Raw genomic sequence first — 18,681 nt, forward strand, 5'->3', positions numbered from 1 at the left:
TCAGTGATTACTGCATGCAATAATCGGGCGACGTATATTCTGGTTAGTTTAAAGCGCCAATGACCCCTTCCGGCACCAGGCGCCCTTCAGCTGTTCAACGACATAGGTTTACTGCCACCCGGAGGTAAGCCAAACAATTTACGAACCCGGTTAAGAAACGCACCATAAGGGCGTCCGAGAAAGAGCATCATCAAGGCGGCACCGAGAGTGCCCCGGAGCAGGCCGCTTCCCGAAGCGCCGCTGAAAGCAATGATCGCGGCATAGACAGGCACCTAGAAACTGACAAGGGCTACACTGTCCCATAGCAACTGAGACATTCGCCCCTGGCCGGCACGCTTCATTATCCAATCCCGCCATATGCCGTATGGCCTGGCTACCGGAATCATCAGGGCCGCTCCCAACAGGCGGGCATGAAAAACCTGCTCCCACGTCATAGCCGCTATCAGGCGTTCATTAATGATACCCGTTGTCGTGAAAAAGAGGATCAGCGCAACGGTGTCGGCCAAAAATGCCCTCCTGCGCATGGTCTGCTCCTGACGTTGAGGCAAATTACATTTCCTGTCGTTGTGTGGTGATAAACGCGCCCTCACCTAAAGAGAGGCATAAAACTATAGCATACAGGTATCCTTCAGGATGCCCATACCGATGGCGCTTACCATGATTCTAACGGCGCTTTATATCCTTATAATGAGCTCGTTTAAAAAGAAAAAATAGCCACGCAGGTCCGGGGATGTCCGCGGCACTCTTTGGCCTACCGCAGCGTGTCAGAGATTAGTCAAAATCGGAGGTTCCCCCACGCTTTCCCGGATATCCCGTTCGGCTGAAAATGCCACCAGCGCATAGCAAGTTCGCGCCAGGACATCGGGCGGCATAAAAATACGCTGTGAATCTAAGCAATATGAGTAAAACTCAAGTCGCTCTCTTCCAGGCAAGAATGCCCTTCCGGTGACCGGACGCCTGCTCAATTAGCCGCTCCTGCCCATGGATCCCCACGGTGAATCTTACCCGCCGGGCGTTAGCCAACAACGCCACACCGGGTCGCATCCCGGATCATGAAGATGACTCATGTTGTAATGAAATTAAGTCACTTCCACTCATCTAATGACTCAGGCATAAAATATGCATTATCAACTACAGACAATATGAAGATAACTGAATGAGAAAGCCGGAAGAGAAAATCTGGCAAATCAAGAAATAAATTCAGTTTTCCTGGCAGAACTTAGGATACAACATCGCAATGAATAGAAACTTTACATTTACTATTACGCGCAGTGATTTCGATGAAAATTATAACCCTTCAGAAAATACGCGTATTACCACCAACTTTGCCAACCTCGCCCGCGGAAAGAACCGTCAGGAGAACCTGCGCAACACGTTAGTGATGATTGACAATCGTTTCAATACTCTGGCGCATTGGGACAACCCTACAGGCGATCGTTATTCTGTCGAACTTGAAATCATTTCTGTTGAGATGAATATTGGCCTTGAAGACAACGACGCCACCTTCCCGGCGATTGAAATCTTAAAAACTACCATCGTTGATAAGAAAACGAACGCACGCATTGCCGGCATTGTGGGGAACAATTTCTCTTCTTACGTGCGAGATTATGACTTCAGCGTATTGCTGTTAGAGCTCAATAAGAACAAATCCGAATTTAGCGTTCCGGATAACTTTGGCGATTTACATGGCAATATATTCAAACATTTCGTCAACTCACATGAATACCGCGAGAGTTTTAAAAAACCGCCGGTCATATGCCTGAGCGTTTCCAGCAAAAACATCTATCAGCGAACCGGGAATGAGCATCCAGTACTGGGCATCGAATACCAGCAGAATGGTTCTTCTGTGACTGAAAAATACTTCAATAAAATGGGCTTGCAGGTTCGCTATTTCATGCCGAAAAATAGCGTTGCGCCTTTGGCATTTTATTTTTCTGGTGATTTACTGAGTGATTACACCGATCTTGAACTGATCGCTACCATCAGCACGATGGAGACTTTCCAGAAGATTTACCGCCCTGAAATTTACAATGCTAACTCGGCTGCAGGCCAATACTATCAACCAGACCTGAATAACCAGGATCACTCATTGACAAAAATTGTTTATGACCGCGAAGAACGTAGCCAGTTGGCGATTGAGCAGGGAAGATTTACTGAAGAACATTTCATCAAACCCTATAAAACTATTCTTGAGCAATGGTCTGCTAGCTACGCTCTGTGATTAACCCAAAATACAAGGTCATTTATTATGAAAACATTGCTCCCCACCTCAACGGCTGGCAGTTTACCCAAACCTTCCTGGCTTGCGCAACCAGAGACGCTGTGGTCGCCCTGGAAATTGCAAAATGAGGAATTAATTGAGGGAAAACAAGACGCTCTGCGTTTGTCCCTCGAAGATCAATTGCGGGCAGGTATTGATATTGTCAGTGATGGCGAGCAAACGCGTCAGCACTTTGTCACGACGTTTATTGAGCATCTCAGCGGCGTTGATTTTGAGAAACGTCAGATCGTTAAAATTCGTAATCGCTATGATGCGAGCGTCCCGACAGTCGTGGGTGCTGTCGCTCGTCAAAAGCCCGTTTTTGTGGAAGATGCCCGGTTTTTACGGCAGCTCACCAGCCAGCCGATTAAATGGGCCCTGCCAGGGCCGATGACGATGATCGATACGCTTTATGATAGCCACTATAAAAGCCGCGAAAAACTCGCCTGGGAATTCGCCAAAATTCTCAATCAGGAAGCCAAAGAATTAGAGGCTGCCGGTGTCGATATTATCCAGTTTGATGAACCCGCATTTAACGTTTTCTTTGATGAGGTGAATGACTGGGGGATCGCCGCGTTAGAAAGAGCCATTGAAGGGCTGAAATGTGAAACAGCTGTCCATATCTGCTATGGCTATGGCATCAAAGCCAATACCGACTGGAAAAAGACCCTCGGGTCAGAGTGGCGACAATATGAAGAGGCGTTTCCCAAACTGCAGACGTCTAATATCGATATCATCTCCCTGGAATGCCATAACTCGCATGTTCCGATGGATCTGCTTGAACTGATTCGCGGTAAAAAAGTGATGGTAGGGGCCATTGACGTGGCAACCAATACCATAGAGACAGCGGAAGAAGTCGCCAGTACGTTGCGAAAAGCACTGCAGTTTGTCGACGCTGACAAGCTTTATCCCTCAACCAACTGCGGTATGGCCCCCCTGTCCCGTCAGGTCGCTACAGGCAAGCTGCATGCTTTAAGCGCTGGTGCAGAAATCATCCGCCAGGAGCTTGCAACGAAATAACGGCGCTGACTATTCGCTCACGTTTAAAAGAAATTCAGTCCGGGTCAGGCGAGCCGCTCGATCGCCAATTATCCAGCCCCAACCGGGCTGCGCGATTGCCGCGATGAGCGGCAATCGCTGATGAAGAGCGATGAGTCATGAGCTGCGGGTTATCACTTAACCGTAAGCAGCTCGGCATATCGCGTGGTGTATCTCGGCGAGAGCATTTCCCGTTTCATCTGCCATTGCGGCTGAATACCCTGCCCGGCGAAGTAAAGCGTTTCGCGGCCCTCTTTCGCGTTCAGACGATCCAACACCTCCATCAGCTTCTGGCTGTTGTGCCGCGGCGCATTTTCGTCGAACAGATTAAGCTGCGCTACGCCCTGGCTGTAAAAGTCACCCAGCATGACTCCACCTTTCTGATAGCGATGGCCATCTTTCCAGATGGCATCCAGGCAGCGCGTCGCCGCACCGATAATATCCCGGCTGTCCTGTGTCGGCGTCAGCAGTTTAAAAGATGCGCTGTTGCTGTAATACGGATCGTTTTGCGCAAATGGCGAGGTTTTAACAAACGCCGAAATAAAGCGGCAATATTGATGCTCGCTACGCAGTTTCTCCGCCGCCCGGGTGGCGTAGCTGCAAATAGCCTGCCGCATCTCCTCGTATTCCCTAATGTATTGGCTGAAGGAACGGGAACAGATAATCTCCTGTTTTATCGGGGGAAACTCTTCCAGTTCAAGGCATGGCTCGCCGCGTAGCTCCCGCACGGTTCTCTCCAGCACAACGTTGAAATGCTTTCTGATAAACCGAATATCGCTGTCCGCCAGCTGCAATACGGTCTTGATACCCAGGCCTTCCAGTTTTTTCGCGATACGCCGACCGACGCCCCAGACGTCATCAACGTATAATGCCGCCATCAGCTTCCTCTGACGCTCGATATTTGACAGATCCACCACCCCACCGGTCTGCCGTTGCCATTTTTTTGCCGCATGGTTCGCCAGTTTGGCCAGGGTTTTGGTCTGGGCGATACCCACCCCAACCGTCAGATGCGTGCGCTGCAGAACCGTGGCTCTGATTTCACGCCCAAACTCCGCCAGATCGCGACAGTTACGCACGCCGGTGAGGTCACAAAAAATCTCATCAATGGAGTATATTTCGCAGCGGGGAGACATCTCCTCGATAGTGGTCATCACCCGACTGGACATATCCGCGTAGAGTTCATAGTTGCTACTGAAACAAACCACCCCGTGACGCCTGAAGAGATCCTTCAGTTTGAAGTACGGTTCGCCGGTTTTCACCAGAGATTGCGCTTCAGCAGAACGCGCAATAACGCAACCGTCGTTATTTGACAAAACGACCACCGGCCTCCCCTTCAGATCCGGGCGAAATACGGTTTCACAAGAGGCATAGAACGAATTCACATCGCACAGCGCAAACATGATCAGCTCGCAGACTTCACGATGTAGGTCACCACCCCGAAAATGTCCAGACGGTCTTCGCGGCCAATCGCGATCGGCGCATAGGCGCTGTTTTCAGGCTTAAGCATCGCAACGGGATGCAGCAGCAGGCGCTTAACGGTGAATTCGCCATCGACCGCAGCAATAACGATATTGCCATGCTCAGCCTGACGGGAGCTATCCACCACCAGTAAATCCCCTTCGCCAATTCCGGCGTCAATCATTGAATCACCGCTGGATTTCACAAAATAGGTCGCACTCGGGTGCTGAATCATCAGTTCATTCAGGTCAATGCGTCGCTCAACATAATCCTGTGCCGGGCTCGGAAAGCCGCATGAAACAAGATCGCTGAACAAGGGCAATGCCACGATCTGACGTAGCTCGGTAGGTGTGAAAAACGACATGATAATCACCATCAGTAATACTGTATACATATACAGTATTATCGATCGGCGATGGAAATCAAGAGCTGCTTGCGTGATAACGGCGTATCGGTTACGTATGCCGCTGATTTGATAACGACTCTTTTAGACTAATTGCAGGACCAGGCCGCAAGACAAACCGGGCGCAGGAGCAAAGAATACCGTCGTCGGAGCGGGCGACATAACATACCGTTCAGCCAGCGAACCTCTCCACGGACAAAACCGCAGGCAGAAGAAGTGAGCAGAAAAATGGCAAAGAGTAAGACGCATCTGTGGAAATTTTCGCTGATTGGGAGGAGGATAGTCTCTGTAAAGCCGACCGTTATGGGTCATCGTCATCCCGGCATAGTGGCGATATACCCGACAGACTGAACTGGAGATGCTTATGTACTACACGTTAGGAGAGACCACCCTCCATTTTTATCGCTACCAGTGTCGTTTCTACGTCGCCCATTGGGATGGCGGCAACGTGATGACCGAAAAATTCAAACCGTTCATTGCATTGATTAGCGAAAAAACGGGTCTCGATGCAAAGCGCGTCGAAACGGTTGCACGGGACTACTTCAACAACGTTGATTGAACGCCGGTCAGGCAAAATAGCGCGCAGCGACGGAGCAGCCTGCTGGTCCCCCCTGTCCGATGATCTTCGCCCCCCTACAGCATCGGCATATCTGCATACTCAAACCGCTAACGTCGGCTCCAACAGGAACGAGTTAGCGGACTCCCCCCACAAAACAGGTCGGTTGTGAAGCGGACCGTTTAATGTATAGAATTCACCTACCCTGAATCAGGGTTAATTCAACAAGGATAGAGATAAAATGAAAAAGTTAATGATGGTGATTCTGGCAGCAACGGCAATTTCTGGCTGTGCGCAACAAACCTTCTCCGTGAATCAAGGTATTGCCGTTGCGCCTCAGCAGGTCACAACCCACCACTTCTTCGTCAGCGGGATCGGCCAGTCAAAACAAATCGACGCCGCTCAGGTCTGCGGTGGTGCGGATAAAGTGGTACGTACCGAAGTCCAGCAGACGTTTGTCGATGGGCTGCTCGGTTTTGTGACCTTAGGAATTTATACTCCGCGCGATGCGCGTGTGTATTGCGCTAAATAAGCCCCTGCAGCAGGCATCCTTTGGTGTCTGCTGTCTCTCTTCATCTTAAGCTTTCCATCGCCGACTTCCTGTCGGTTTCCATTTACTTTTTAGTCAGATAGTCCCTGCCAGCAACAACCTTTTTACATTCTGCTAAACTTCTGCTAAATAATAGTAGGTTCGGTGTTTTTAAGTAAAAAATCCATTCCCTATTGCCATAACATGCTATACCACTTCGGGGGCATTAGCATTAAACTCCACAAAATAGACGTCAGCAGTATTAAAAATACTTTTCTTCTGAGCTCTCAAAATATTTCATTAGGATTTTTCTTAATCCAGGAGTAGATTCCATTTCATAAAAGCAATAATGTCCATAAACTTCCCGGGGAATAAACCACATGGCAAACTTACTCTTTTTAGTATTGGCAATAGTATTACTTCTGGTTGCTGTTTTTTCTCTCGTTTCCTACATCAGGGACAGAAAAAAACAGCAGTTTACGTTTAAAAAACGACGCTAAGCGCGACAAAAACGGCTGAGACGACTGCCGGCATCTTCTCTGGGTTCATGCCGCTTAACTCCTGTGACCTGACATTAACGATAGTTATCGCCGCAGACATCGCATCACCATTTTCTCTATCGGATATGTCAGGTCATGGCGCAATAGCGATATTAAGCATAAGTAAAGCCAATAATGAATATTACCCATCCCCGTCATACTTCAGGTTGCATGCGCGTTGGCTTTGTTACCCGACTCATCCATGAGACTCGCCCTTACGGGCCGCCTTCCTGCCACTCGAATTATTTAGGGTATAGATAAGCCATTTATTTTTCTGCTCATCAACGGTATATATTCCAGGGCTGACGATTGCGTATTACCTCGCTCAGTGACTTCATGCACCACTCGCCTCTTTTTTATGCACAATAGCGTTACACGTTGTGAATGGCTAATGCCGCAAAAAAAGAATGGCGCGGTAAACCGCGCCATGATGGGATTCAGGAAATAACCGCAGATGTCTACTGATGCTTCACAATATACATCGTGCGGCTATAGGCCACGTCCTCCGGGTTGGTAATCGGGTACCCTTTCAGCCACGTCTTAATCAACCGCCCGTTGGTGTACTGGTAAATCGGGGCGATGGGCGCTTTACCCATGATGATTTTTTCCGCCGCATTGTAATCATCGTTGCGCGCTTTATCCGAGGTTTCCTGTGCTGCCTGGCTCAGGATCTTGTCATAGGCCGGATCGTTAAAGCGGGAGATGTTACCGCTATGGCTGGAGGTCAGCAGCGACAGGAAGGTGGAAGGCTCATTATAATCCCCAACCCACGACGCGCGAATGACATCGAAATTACCGGTATTGCGGCTATCGATATAGGTTTTCCACTCCTGATTCTGCAGCTTGACGTCGACGCCGAGGTTCTTCTTCCACATCGACGCCACCGCGATGGCAATTTTCTGATGGTTTTCCGAGGTGTTATACAGCAGCTTCAGCTGTAACGGGCGTCCAGGGCCGTAACCTGCCGCCTGCAATAACGCCTTCGCCTGGGCATTCAGCTCGGCCTGGCTCATACTTTCCATCTGCGATGGCTCCGGCGTAAAGCCTGCCGTGACGTCCGGCGTAAAGTGCCATGCCGGTTTTTCTCCGGTCCCCAGCACCTTCTCCGCCATCAAACGGCGATCGATGGTCATGCTTAACGCCAGACGTACGCGTTCATCGGCGGTAGGCCCTTTCCGGGTGTTAAACGCGTAGTAGTAGGTGCCCAGCTGCGGCGGGGTATACACCTGCCCGGGGATATCTTTCAGCAACTTCTGGTACAGATTTTTCGGGAAAGATTCGGTGATATCAATATCGCCGGCCAGGTAGCGTTTCGTCGCCGATGACTCCTGATTGATCGGCACGAAAGTCACCTGCTGGATAACCGTCTTCGCGTTATCCCAGTAGTGGCCATTCGGAACGACCACCAGTTTTTCGTTTACCACGCGGTCTTTTAAGACATAGGCCCCGTTGCCAACCAGGCTACCCGGACGCGTCCAGTTGGCGCCGCTCTCGACGTTGGCTTTCTGTACCGGATAAAACGCGAAGCTGGCCGTCAGCTTGCTGAACCACGGCAGCGGCTTGTCCAGCTGTACGCGCAGGGTGCGGCCATCCACGGCGGTCACTCCCAGCGTATCCGGCGCCGCTTTACCATCGATAATATTCTGCGCATTGGTTATCCCCGCCAGCGCGGCGAACCAGGCAAATGGCGAGGTCGTTTTCGGGTCGACCAGCCGCTGCCAGCTGTAGACGAAGTCCTGCGCCGTCACCGGCGAACCGTCCGACCAGCGCGCGTTATCACGCAGGGTAAAGCTCCAGACGCGGTTATCGTTGCTCTGCCAGCGGGTCGCCACGCCGGGGATAATATTGCCTTTGGCGTCCTGATTGACTAACCCTTCGAAAAGATCGCGAATCACCTGAATTTCCGGCAGACCAACGGCTTTAGCGGGATCCAATGATGCGGGTTCATCTTTAATATGCCGTACCAGCAGCTGCTTTTCGGCTAATACGGTTCCCGGGGGAACATCCGCCGCCCAGGCCAGAGAAGAAACGCTGGCTAACCACAGCGCGCCGCATGTCAATGTGACAGGATACTTCATGAGATCCCCTTTAAAATAAAAAAACCAGAGCTGGCAGAGCGATAATTATTTGTTTCATCACCTGAAATTGCAAACGGCTTGTGATAGAAAATTGACCTGTATTCTGATTTAACCGCCTCAGGAAACTATTTGATTCCGGGGCGCTTTTACACAACACTGCAGAAAATAACCTGCTAACAGGATGCCCTATGCCCGTTTCTCGTCCCCGCCCTCTGCGCGGTGCCTTCCCGCCCGGCACCCAACGCTATGGTCAGTCACACCTTGGCGCGCCACTACTGTGGTTCCCGGCACCGCTGGCGGACAGCCGCAGCGGCCTGATTCTTGCCGGTACCCATGGCGATGAAAACTCCTCGATCGTGACGCTTTCCTGTGCGCTACGCACGCTAAAACCGGAATTGCGTCGCCATCATGTCGTCCTGGCGGTGAACCCTGACGGCTGCCAGCTGGGGCTACGCGCCAACGCCCGCGGCGTCGATCTTAACCGCAATTTTCCGGCGGCTAACTGGAAGGAAGGGGAAACGGTCTATCGCTGGAATAGCGCGGCGGAACAGCGCGACGTGGTCCTGCTGACCGGCGAAAAACCCGCCTCAGAACCGGAGACGCAGGCCCTGTGCCAGCTGATCCATCAGATCCACCCGGCGTGGGTGGTGTCGTTTCACGATCCCCTGGCCTGCATTGAAGATCCCGGCCACAGCGAGCTGGGTCAGTGGCTGGCCGACGCCTTTGCGCTACCGCTGGTGAGCAGCGTCGGTTACGAAACTCCCGGATCTTTTGGCAGCTGGTGCGCCGATATCGGCCTGCCCTGCATTACCGCCGAGTTTCCGCCCATCTCAGCCGACGAGGCCACGGAAAAGCACCTGTCGGCGATGACTGACCTGCTGCACTGGCATACTCAAAGGTGAAGTACCCCGGTGCTGAAATGCAGCGCCGGTTCAACATCCACCGCCAGCCAGGTCGGGCCATCCAGATCGGCAAAGCGGGCCAGCGGCGCCAGCGGGAGCGCCGCGGAAATGGCCCGCGAGGTGCAAAGCATGCAGCCAAGCATGCGTTCAAACCCCAGCTGTTCCGCCTCCTGCGCCAGAAACAGCGCCTCGGTCAGGCCGCCGGTTTTATCGAGCTTGATATTCACCATCTCATAGCGTCCGCGCAGCTTCGGCAGACTGGCACGGGTGTGGCAGTTCTCATCGGCGCAGATCGGCAGCGGGTGGATAAAGTTCGTCAGCGCATCGTCGGCATCCGCCGGGAGCGGCTGTTCCAGCATCGCCACGCCAATATCCGCCAGCAGCTGGCAGCGTGCCGCCAGGCCATCGCTGTGCCAGGATTCATTGGCATCGACAATCAGCGTCGCCTCCGGCACCGTATTACGAATGGCGATCAGCCGTTCGCTGATCAGATGGTCATCCAGCTTCACCTTCAGCAGCATGGCGCCCTTTTGCCATAGCGCCGCGGCGCTGGCCGCCATCTGTTCGGCTGTGCCAATCACCACCGTCTGCGCCGTCACCACCCGGTTGGGAAGCGCCACGCCAAGCAGTTGTGGAAGGGTTTTACCCACGCTGCGGGCCTGCAAATCCCATAATGCGCAATCCACGGCGTTGCGCGCCGCCCCGGCCGGCAGCAGATGCTGAAGCTGTTCGCGGGTCGCGCCGTTTTCCAGCTGCTCGCCGATGGTAAGGATCTGGGCCATCACCGAGGCAATGCTCTCACCATAGCGCGGATACGGCGTACACTCCCCCACGCCCTTCACCCCGTTCTCTTCCACTTCCACCACCACCACCTTCGCCTCGCTGCGGCTGCCGCGGGCAATCACAAAAGGCGTATGCAGCGGCCAGGCTTCTTCATAGACTCGCAGGTTTCGCATTCCCAGGTTCCTCCAGGGGAAACATTAAATAGGATTTGCCGTGCCGATAACGGATGTCATACACTACCCGTGACGTTAACTATATGTAAACAGGAAGATAAACATGTCACAAACCGTGCATTTCCAGGGCAACCCCGTTTCTGTTCAGGGCACCATTCCGCAGGCAGGCGCGACAGCGCAGCCGTTTACGCTGGTCGCCAAAGATCTCTCTGACGTCGCGCTGAGCCAGTTCGCCGGCAAACGTAAAGTACTGAACATTTTCCCGAGCATCGATACCGGCGTTTGCGCGGCATCGGTACGTAAATTCAACCAACTGGCATCCGAGCTGGATAACACCGTTGTGCTGTGCATCTCTGCCGACCTGCCGTTCGCCCAGTCGCGCTTCTGCGGCGCGGAAGGCCTGAACAATGTCGTCACCCTGTCCACCCTGCGCGCGCCGCAGTTCCTGGCAGATTACGGCGTCGCGATCTCCGCTGGCCCGCTGGCCGGTCTGGCCGCGCGTGCGGTGGTGGTTATTGATGAAAATGACCAGGTTGTTTACAGCCAGCTGGTCAACGAAATCACCGAAGAGCCGGACTACGACGCGGCGCTGGCCTCGCTGAAAGGCTAATCGCGCCCTACTCGCCGGGTCAGGAGCGGCCTCCCTTACCCGGCTATGCTAAGCCTCCGTTTAGCGGAGGCTTTTTTCTTTCCGCGGCGCATAGCGGGAAATAAATCGCGCAATCGCCGGGCCGGTCAGCAGAATAGTGAACAGCCGCAAGGTCTGCATCGCCATGATAAACGATATGTCAGCCCGGGTGCCGGCGGCAATAATCGCCACCGTATCCAGCCCGCCGGGGCTGGTGGCCAGATAGGCGGTCATAAAATCGAGCGGCAGCACCCGCGTCAGCCCCAGGGCCATCAGCGCGCAGAGCAGGATCAGACCGATAATGGAGGCGATAATCTGCGGCAGCGTCTTCAGGGCCAGCAAGAAGATCTCTTTATTAAACTTTAGCCCAACGCTCCAGCCAATGGCGGCATAAGCCAGCGCCAGCAGCCATTCCGGCAGTTCCAGCATCAGCCAGCCTTCCCCCTGCACCACCGCGCCCGCCAGCATCGGGAATAGCATCGCCCCGGAAGGGAAACGCATTCTCAGCCCCAGCCAGCCGGCCGCCCCCGTCAGCAGCAGCGTCCACGGCAGCTGCCACGTGATCGGCGGAAACCAGACGATCTGCTGGGTCAGCGCCTGGGCATCGCCGCCTAAAGCAAAACGCACCACCAGCGCCGCCGCCCCGGCGACAAACAGCACCCGCAGATACTGCATCAGGGCGACCAGCCGCACATCGGCGCCGTAATCCTGGGCCATCACCACCATTGCCGACGCGCCGCCCGGCGAGCTTCCCCATGCGCCGGTCGCCCCGGGTAGCGCGCTGTAACGCACCAGCAGCCACCCCGCCAGCGCGCTAACGACAAGCGTGGAGACGAGAATCAACAGGACCAGCGGCCAGTGGCCGAGAAGGACGCCAAAGATAGAGGGGGTCAGCGTGCGGGCAATCATGCAGCCAATAATCGCCTGCGCGGCAATAAAAAAAGGACGGGAGACGCGAATATTCGCCCCGCGCAGGCTCAAGGTTATCCCGGCGATCATCGGCCCCAGCAGCAGCGCCGCGGGCAGATGAAACCAGAACAACACAAACGAGAGCCCGGCAGAGAGTGCCAGCAGTTTCATCCACTGAAGCAGATGACCAGGCGAAGTTGACATCCGTATTCCTGGAAAAAATGAATAAAAACGGAGTATATACAGAATTGCGCGCCAGGCAGAACCCCCTTTTGCACAAAGCAGACACCGGCCGCGGGCGCAGCCGGTGGGGAGAACTACTCTTCGCCTTTCTTCTGGCTCAGGCCATATTCGCGCAGCTTGTTGGCAATCGCGGTATGCGATACTCCGAGGCGCCGGGCCAGCTTGCGCGTGCTGGGGAAGCTGCGGTACAGCTGGGTGAGCACCGAGCGCTCGAAGCGGCGGGTAATATCGTCCAGCGACCCCTCCATCGCCTCTTCGCCGACCGGTAACGAGGCGACATCGTGGTCCGGCAACAGGATGTCCTGCGGCCGTATCTCAAAGCCTTCCAGCTGGGTCAGCGCCCGATACACCGCATTCTTCAGCTGACGAACGTTGCCGGGCCAGCTATAGCGCGTCAGGACCGTACTGAGATCGGCGGAAAGCTTCGGCCGCGGGATCCCCTGCTCGTCGGCAAAGCGGGCGACAAACAGCTCAGTCAGCGGAATGATATCCTGCGGGCAGTCGCGTAGCGGCGGCAGGTAGAGGGTGAGCACATTGAGGCGATAGTACAGATCCTCGCGGAACAGCCCCTTCTGTACCAGCTCGACCAGGTTTTTCTGCGTCGCGCAGATCACCCGCACATCGACGTGAACCTCGTGATCTTCGCCCACCCGGCGGAAGGTGCCGTCATTGAGGAAACGCAGCAGCTTGGTCTGCATCCGCGGCGACATTTCACCAATTTCATCCAGCAGCACCGAGCCGCCGTTAGCCTGCTCAAAGAAGCCTTTTTTCCCCTGAATGGCATCGCCAAACAGCTCGCTTTCGACGGCATCCTCCGGGATGGATCCGCAGTTCAGCGCCAGATAGGGTTTGCTGGCCCGCGGGCTGGCCAGATGGCAGGCGTGGGCCAGCAAATCTTTACCGGTGCCGGTGTCGCCGACGATCAGCAGCGGCGCGCTGAGCATCGCCAGCTTGCGGGCCTGCTCGACGACATGGCGCATTTTCGGGCCAACGGCAAGGATTTGGCTGAAGGCGCTGGTATCCTGCGTCGTCATGGTTTGCAGCTGACGGCCCATACGCACGGTGGAGCGCAGCATCGCCACCGCTCCGGTCAGCACCCGCTCACCGTGTTCGCCTTCCAGATAGACCGGGGTGATTTCCAGGACGAAGTTCTGCCCGTTGACCACCACATGTTCGCTGTGCGACTCCTGCGGGCCGCTCTCCAGCCAGCGCGGGATGTTAAAATCGGTAATCAATTGCGCCACCGGATGATTACGCAGCCGCTCCTGGCTCTGCGCAAACAGCTGACAGCTGGCGGGGTTCGCCAGCTCGACCTTGCCTTTGGTATCCAGCGACAGCACCGGCTCCGGCATCGCCACCAGCAGCGCGCTGAGCGCCAGGTGTTCACGCTCCGACGGCATCCACGGCACGGTACGCACGTCGGTCACCCCGGAGATACGACGGATTTCCGCCATCAGGCTGCTGAAGCTGGCAAACTCCAGCTCGGCGAAATTGAGATAAATTCGGCCAACAGGATCAATGTCAATGCCGCGCAGATCGATCCCGCGGAGCACCAGCAAATCGAGTAATTCACGAGTCAGACCAAGACGGTCTTCACAAAAGACTTCAAGACGCATGGGAGTTTTCACCCTAAAAAGGCCAATGACGGATGAATAATAGGACAGTTATTTGCTGGCGTGAAGATAGCTGTCAACAATTATTGACAGCATGGCGGAAAAACGGCCGTTGTGGCGTAAAGCTATACCTTCAGCGACGCATTTCAGCGTCAGGGATAGTAAAAAGCCGTCGCTTCTCCGCGACGGCGATAAACGGAATTACTTCTCCGCGCTGGCTTTGCTTTTCTGCAGGGTCTCTTTCAGCTGGCCGATCAGTTCGCGACGGAAATCCCCCAGTCGCGGTTTATCCTCGGCGATCCACGGTAGCGGCCGGCACAGCTCCATCGCTTTAATCCCCAGGCGCGCGGTCAGTAACCCGGCGCCGATGCCCTGCGCCGCACGGGCCGACAGCCTGGCCGCCAGATCCTGCGACATCCAGTCCATGCCCACCTCCCGTACCAGCTCGCTGGCGCCGGCAAAGGCGATATTGAGCAACACCAGGCGGAACAGGCGCAGACGACTGTAATAACCCAGCTCAATGCCGTACAGCGCGGCGATACGGTTGATCAGGCGTAAATTACGCCAGGCGATAAACGCCATATCCACCAGCGCCAGCGGGCTGACGGCGATCATCAGGGTTGATTCCGCCGCCGAGCGGCTGATTTCCCGCCGCGCCTGCGCATCCAGCACCGACTGCACCAGCTGCGCATACAGGCTGACCACTTCGCGATCGTTCTGCGTTTCATGAATCGCCGCGTACCAGCGCTGCAGCGCCGGATGCGCCTGGTCCAGGCTGGCCTGCTGCGCCAGTTTCTCGCAAAACGCCCGCCCTTTCCCGACCGCGTGGCTGTGCATCAGGTCCCGGGCCTCATCGCGCTCATGGGCGCGCTGGCGCAGGCGCCACAGCCGCCGCCATTCGGTGGCGACCGAGCCCACGCCGGCGCCGATAATCAGCGCCCCGGCGGCACAGCCGCCCAGCGCAATCCAGTCCTGGGTCTGCCAGGCGCTCAGGGTCCACTGTACGCCCTGCGCCACCACGCTGACGCCAAAAATAGCCAGCCCGGCGCTGACCATCCGACGCCATAAACTGCGTTTCGGCCGCAGTACCGATTCCACTACCGCTTCCGCCGCTCCGTCTTCCTCCTCCAGGGCATCGAGCCGCGCCGGGGCAAACTTTTCCGCCTCCAGGTCGTCAAAAGCGCGGGCAGATTTTAGCGCATCTATTTTCGCCGCTTCCAGCGGTCCGTCGAAGTCGATACGCGGTTTTAACGGTTCGCTCATCGCAATTTATCTCCAATCAAAAATTCCAGCGCGGCATCCAGGCGAATATGCGGCAGCGGCTTATCAACGTCCATGACCCGCGGGCGGAAGTTCTCAAACTGGAACCCCTGCTGCTGCCAGAACGCCTGACCCGGCAGGCGGGCCGGCACCTCGCCGGGGTAGATAGTCAGCGGCTGGCCGTCGCTCAGCCGGTCGCCGCGCAGGGCGGGGATTTTCTCGCCGTTGACCTCAATCAGCCCGCTCTGCGTCGCCTGAATCGACGCCAGCCCCAGGCAGTCCATACTGATGCCTTCGAACGCGGCATTTTGCCAGGCGTCCTGAATCAGCTGTTGCAGCAGGGAAACCATATTGCCGTGCTGATCGACGGTGACGTGGTCGGCTTTGGTCGCGGCAAACAGCAGCTTGTCGATCACCGGGGAAAACAGACGGCGGAACAGGGTTCGCTGACCGTAATGGAAGCTCTGCATCAGCTGAGTCAGCGCCAGACGCATATCGTTGAAGGCCTGCGGCCCGCTGTTCAGCGGCTGCAGGCAGTCCACCAGCACAATCTGGCGGTCAAAACGCAGGAAGTGGTCTTTGTAAAAGCCCTTAACCACTTTTTCGCAGTAATATTTAAAGCGTTCGCGCAGCATTCCGGCGTTGCTGTGTTTATCCGCCTGGGCGAGCTTCGCCTCGCCGATGGCGTCAACATCCGGCCACGGGAAAAACTGCAGCGCCGGCGCGCCGGCCATATCGCCGGGCAGCACAAAGCGCCCCGGCTGAATAAAGTGCAGCCCTTCACGTTTGCAGGCGTGCAGGTACTCCGTCCACGCGGCGGCGATCTCCGCCAGCCGGTTTTCCTCCGCCGGGGCCAGCGGATCCAGGCCTGCGCACAGCTGACGCCAGCGCGCGGACCACTCTTCACGCTGCCCCTGCAGCAGACCGGTCATCTGTCGCGACCAGCTGAGATAATCCTGCGCCAGCATCGGTAAATCGAGCAGCCACTCCCCCGGATAATCGACGATTTCCAGGTACAAGGTAGAGGTGTCTTTAAAGTGGCGCAGCAGCGATTCGCTGGAGCGGTAGCGCAGCGCCAGACGGATTTCACTCACCCCGCGGGTGGGCGTCGGCCAGACCGGCGGCGCCCCATACAGCTGCGCCAGCCCTTCGTCATAGGTAAAGCGCGGAATGCCGAAATCACGCTGCGGAACGCGTTTGACGCCCAGCAGGCGCTCTTCGCGCGCCGCGCTCAACAACGGCAGTCGCGCCCCGGAATGAATATTCAGCAGTTGATTCACCAGCGCGGTGATAAAGGCGGTTTTCCCGCTGCGGCTCAGGCCGGTGACCGCCAGACGCAAATGCCGGTCAACACCCCGGTTGACCAGCGCATTGAATTCAGTTTTGAGTCGCTTCATTGCCATCCCGTTATGCGTTGAAGGAAAGTGCTGTGATTATAAGCTATTAGGTGAGGATAAGCCGAATATATCGCGGTCGTTCTGCGGGCAGTTCGTCGTGGTCGGCGGCGCGACATCCTCGCGCAGAGCGCGCTGTACTGCCGTCATTTTGTATACCGCCTCACCCCATTTTCAAAAAATACCGCGCCCTCTCCCCGTGGCGCCTTATTTCATGCTGCGGGTAAGACGGCGCGCCAGACGGCTGAGCAACGGCTCAAGGGCCACCGCCAGCAGCATCTTCAGCGGCCGACGCGCCACCGATTTCACCGCCCAGCCGGCAACGCCCGCCGGGCCATAACGTAATGCGGTCAGCAGAACCAGCTTACCCGCGATTTTCAGACCGGGTTTCACTTTTTGCCCGGTCTGCTGCCAATTGATGTTCATGCGTGACCTCAGTTGTCAGTTACAGCTGGCGAAAACGGCTGCGCAGCGTAAAGGTATCGGACGTGACGTAACGTTCCATTTCGCGCAGGCGGCGTTCACTGGCCGCCAGCTCGCGGTCCGCCTCCGCCAGCAGCTCACCGCTGGAGGGGCTTTTCTCGCCGTAAAGTTCGCTTTCCGGCATCGGGTCAAGCGCGAAAGTGAGGATGATGTACGCCACCACCACAAAGAAAAACAGGCCAAAAATCATCGCCAGCACGGTAATCAATCGCACCAGTTTGACCGGCACATCCAGGTACTGCGCAATCCCGGCGCAGACGCCCTTGACCATGCCGCGCTGCGGCACGCGCCACAGCTTTTTATTCAGATCCAGTCCGCCCATTATTTGTCTCTCCAGTTCGGATGTTCGGCATCCAGAATGTCTTCCAGCGTCTGAATACGCTCGCGCATGCGCTTAGCGTCATCGGTCAACTGCAACAAACGCTGCTGTTCATTCTGCGACAGGCTGCCGTTCGCAGTGCGGTTGTTGTAATGCAGCCAGAGCCACACCGGTAAAACAAACAGCACAAACAGCGTCAGGGGTATGGCAATAAAAAGCGTACTCATGTGTACTCCTTACAGTGAGTGAGCGGCGGCGCATGACAGCGCCGCATCGCGTCATCCTTCAGCTGGCCTGGTCGGTGGCGGTCTCCGCTGGCGGGATGACCGCCTTATCCGCGCCGGCTAAAGGAATGCGCGTATTTCATTAGTTATTTTGATTCATTTTGCTTTTCAACGCCGCCAGCTGGGCGCTGATTTCATCGTCCGCTTTCAGGTCGGCAAACTGCTGGTCCAGCGTTTTCTGTTTGCCGAAACCATGGCTTTCTGCCTCGGCTTCCATGTGATCGATGCGGCGTTCGAAGGACTCAAACCGCGCCATCGCTTCATCAATTTTACCACTGTCCAGCTGACGACGAACGTCGCGGGAAGAGCTGGCCGCCTGATGACGCAGGGTCAATGCCTGCTGGCGAGCGCGCGTTTCGCTCAGTTTGTTTTCCAGCTCGCCAATCTCTTTCTTCATCCGGGTCAGCGTTTCATCAACCATCTGCGCTTCATTTTCCAGGCTGGCGATGAGATCGGTCAGCTTCTGTTTTTCGATCAGCGCCGCACGGGCCAGATCTTCTTTGTCTTTGCGCAGCGCCAGCTCGGCTTTTTCCTGCCACTCGGCCTGCTGGGCCAGCGCTTGTTCAATCCGGCGACTCAGCTGTTTCTTTTCCGCCAGCGCGCGCGCCGAGGTCGAACGCACTTCAACCAGCGTATCCTCCATCTCCTGGATCATCAGTCGCACCAGCTTCTGCGGATCTTCCGCTTTCTCCAGCAGGGAGTTGATGTTGGCGTTCACGATGTCGGCAAAACGAGAAAAAATACCCATAATTTAAGTCCTCATAGTTCTGATATCAGGCCGCGGCCTGCGTCGATACTTGCGGATACTAATACAAATCCCGTGCCAGTT

The 18,681-nt window shown here is 55.6% G+C and carries 19 protein-coding genes and 1 pseudogene; 7 read left to right on the forward strand and 13 right to left on the reverse strand.

Going from position 1 to position 18,681, the window contains the following annotated elements; genetic code table 11:
* Positions 1-86: 86 nt before the first annotated feature.
* Positions 87-524 (reverse strand): annotated as a pseudogene (gene alaE, locus ACI2JR_RS01320) (L-alanine exporter AlaE).
* Between the two features lie 713 nt (positions 525-1,237).
* On the opposite strand from alaE, the gene ACI2JR_RS01325 reads away from it, so the two are divergent.
* Together ACI2JR_RS01325 and ACI2JR_RS01330 are read left to right on the forward strand one after the other, a co-directional pair.
* Complete coding sequence (locus tag ACI2JR_RS01325) at positions 1,238-2,221, forward strand: DUF1852 domain-containing protein (RefSeq protein WP_132726333.1); 984 nt, start codon at positions 1,238-1,240, stop codon at positions 2,219-2,221.
* Between the two features lie 27 nt (positions 2,222-2,248).
* Positions 2,249-3,280, forward strand: coding sequence for a methionine synthase (locus tag ACI2JR_RS01330; RefSeq protein ID WP_132726335.1), 1,032 nt, complete (start codon positions 2,249-2,251; stop codon positions 3,278-3,280).
* 152 nt (positions 3,281-3,432) lie between these two features.
* Here ACI2JR_RS01330 and ACI2JR_RS01335 read toward each other — a convergent pair whose 3' ends face one another.
* Together ACI2JR_RS01335 and ACI2JR_RS01340 are read right to left on the reverse strand one after the other, a co-directional pair.
* Positions 3,433-4,698: a Y-family DNA polymerase gene (locus ACI2JR_RS01335; RefSeq protein ID WP_462477653.1), complete on the reverse strand. Its 1,266-nt coding sequence runs from the start codon at positions 4,696-4,698 to the stop codon at positions 3,433-3,435.
* A 2-nt stretch (positions 4,699-4,700) separates the two neighbouring features.
* Positions 4,701-5,120, reverse strand: coding sequence for a translesion error-prone DNA polymerase V autoproteolytic subunit (locus ACI2JR_RS01340; protein ID WP_462477654.1), 420 nt, complete (start codon positions 5,118-5,120; stop codon positions 4,701-4,703).
* Positions 5,121-5,523: 403 nt separating this feature from the next.
* On the opposite strand from ACI2JR_RS01340, the gene ACI2JR_RS01345 reads away from it, so the two are divergent.
* The 3 genes from ACI2JR_RS01345 to ACI2JR_RS01355 all read left to right on the forward strand — a co-directional run bounded on the left by ACI2JR_RS01345 (position 5,524) and on the right by ACI2JR_RS01355 (position 6,744).
* Entirely contained in the window at positions 5,524-5,718 is a 195-nt protein-coding gene (locus tag ACI2JR_RS01345) for a hypothetical protein (protein WP_132726343.1), read from the forward strand.
* 238 nt (positions 5,719-5,956) lie between these two features.
* On the forward strand, positions 5,957-6,247 hold the full coding sequence (locus tag ACI2JR_RS01350) for a Bor family protein (RefSeq protein WP_132726345.1): 291 nt from the start codon (positions 5,957-5,959) through the stop codon (positions 6,245-6,247).
* 377 nt (positions 6,248-6,624) lie between these two features.
* Positions 6,625-6,744: a small membrane protein gene (locus ACI2JR_RS01355; RefSeq protein ID WP_165905644.1), complete on the forward strand. Its 120-nt coding sequence runs from the start codon at positions 6,625-6,627 to the stop codon at positions 6,742-6,744.
* Between the two features lie 497 nt (positions 6,745-7,241).
* On the opposite strand, the gene ACI2JR_RS01360 is transcribed toward ACI2JR_RS01355, so the two are convergent.
* The gene (locus ACI2JR_RS01360) at positions 7,242-8,861 is read right to left on the reverse strand and encodes an ABC transporter substrate-binding protein (protein ID WP_462477655.1); all 1,620 of its coding nucleotides are present in this window, start codon (positions 8,859-8,861) and stop codon (positions 7,242-7,244) included.
* 188 nt (positions 8,862-9,049) lie between these two features.
* Here ACI2JR_RS01360 and mpaA point away from each other — a divergent pair, with 188 nt between their 5' ends.
* On the forward strand, positions 9,050-9,763 hold the full coding sequence (mpaA, locus tag ACI2JR_RS01365; RefSeq protein WP_132726351.1) for a murein tripeptide amidase MpaA: 714 nt from the start codon (positions 9,050-9,052) through the stop codon (positions 9,761-9,763).
* On the opposite strand, the gene ycjG is transcribed toward mpaA, so the two are convergent.
* Positions 9,754-10,719 carry an L-Ala-D/L-Glu epimerase gene (gene ycjG / locus ACI2JR_RS01370; RefSeq protein ID WP_462477656.1) on the reverse strand — a complete coding sequence of 322 codons (966 nt, stop codon included), beginning with the start codon at positions 10,717-10,719 and terminating at the stop codon, positions 9,754-9,756. The genes mpaA and ycjG overlap by 10 nt on opposite strands.
* Before the next feature lie 103 nt (positions 10,720-10,822).
* Between ycjG and tpx the strand changes: the two genes are divergently transcribed.
* Entirely contained in the window at positions 10,823-11,329 is a 507-nt protein-coding gene (gene tpx, locus ACI2JR_RS01375; protein ID WP_462477657.1) for a thiol peroxidase, read from the forward strand.
* Between the two features lie 60 nt (positions 11,330-11,389).
* Here the strand turns inward: tpx and ACI2JR_RS01380 are convergent, their stop codons facing one another.
* The 8 genes from ACI2JR_RS01380 to pspA all read right to left on the reverse strand — a co-directional run bounded on the left by ACI2JR_RS01380 (position 11,390) and on the right by pspA (position 18,600).
* Entirely contained in the window at positions 11,390-12,460 is a 1,071-nt protein-coding gene (locus ACI2JR_RS01380) for an AbrB family transcriptional regulator (protein ID WP_165905645.1), read from the reverse strand.
* A 113-nt stretch (positions 12,461-12,573) separates the two neighbouring features.
* On the reverse strand, positions 12,574-14,115 hold the full coding sequence (tyrR, locus tag ACI2JR_RS01385; protein WP_132726361.1) for a transcriptional regulator TyrR: 1,542 nt from the start codon (positions 14,113-14,115) through the stop codon (positions 12,574-12,576).
* 198 nt (positions 14,116-14,313) lie between these two features.
* Complete coding sequence (locus tag ACI2JR_RS01390) at positions 14,314-15,375, reverse strand: TIGR01620 family protein (protein ID WP_462477658.1); 1,062 nt, start codon at positions 15,373-15,375, stop codon at positions 14,314-14,316.
* Positions 15,372-16,769 carry a YcjX family GTP-binding protein gene (locus ACI2JR_RS01395; protein WP_132726367.1) on the reverse strand — a complete coding sequence of 466 codons (1,398 nt, stop codon included), beginning with the start codon at positions 16,767-16,769 and terminating at the stop codon, positions 15,372-15,374. Before ACI2JR_RS01395 ends, ACI2JR_RS01390 begins: the two co-directional genes overlap by 4 nt.
* Before the next feature lie 204 nt (positions 16,770-16,973).
* Entirely contained in the window at positions 16,974-17,192 is a 219-nt protein-coding gene (gene pspD, locus ACI2JR_RS01400; RefSeq protein WP_132726370.1) for a phage shock protein PspD, read from the reverse strand.
* Positions 17,193-17,211: 19 nt separating this feature from the next.
* Positions 17,212-17,571: an envelope stress response membrane protein PspC gene (pspC, locus tag ACI2JR_RS01405; protein WP_132726373.1), complete on the reverse strand. Its 360-nt coding sequence runs from the start codon at positions 17,569-17,571 to the stop codon at positions 17,212-17,214.
* Complete coding sequence (gene pspB / locus ACI2JR_RS01410; RefSeq protein ID WP_132726376.1) at positions 17,571-17,795, reverse strand: envelope stress response membrane protein PspB; 225 nt, start codon at positions 17,793-17,795, stop codon at positions 17,571-17,573. The genes pspC and pspB overlap by 1 nt, the downstream gene beginning before the upstream one ends.
* 139 nt (positions 17,796-17,934) lie before the next feature.
* The gene (pspA, locus tag ACI2JR_RS01415) at positions 17,935-18,600 is read right to left on the reverse strand and encodes a phage shock protein PspA (RefSeq protein WP_132726379.1); all 666 of its coding nucleotides are present in this window, start codon (positions 18,598-18,600) and stop codon (positions 17,935-17,937) included.
* Positions 18,601-18,681: the final 81 nt, after the last annotated feature.

It is taken from the genome of Klebsiella sp. NPDC088457 (genome assembly GCF_044900465.1).
Classification (GTDB): domain Bacteria; phylum Pseudomonadota; class Gammaproteobacteria; order Enterobacterales; family Enterobacteriaceae; genus Klebsiella.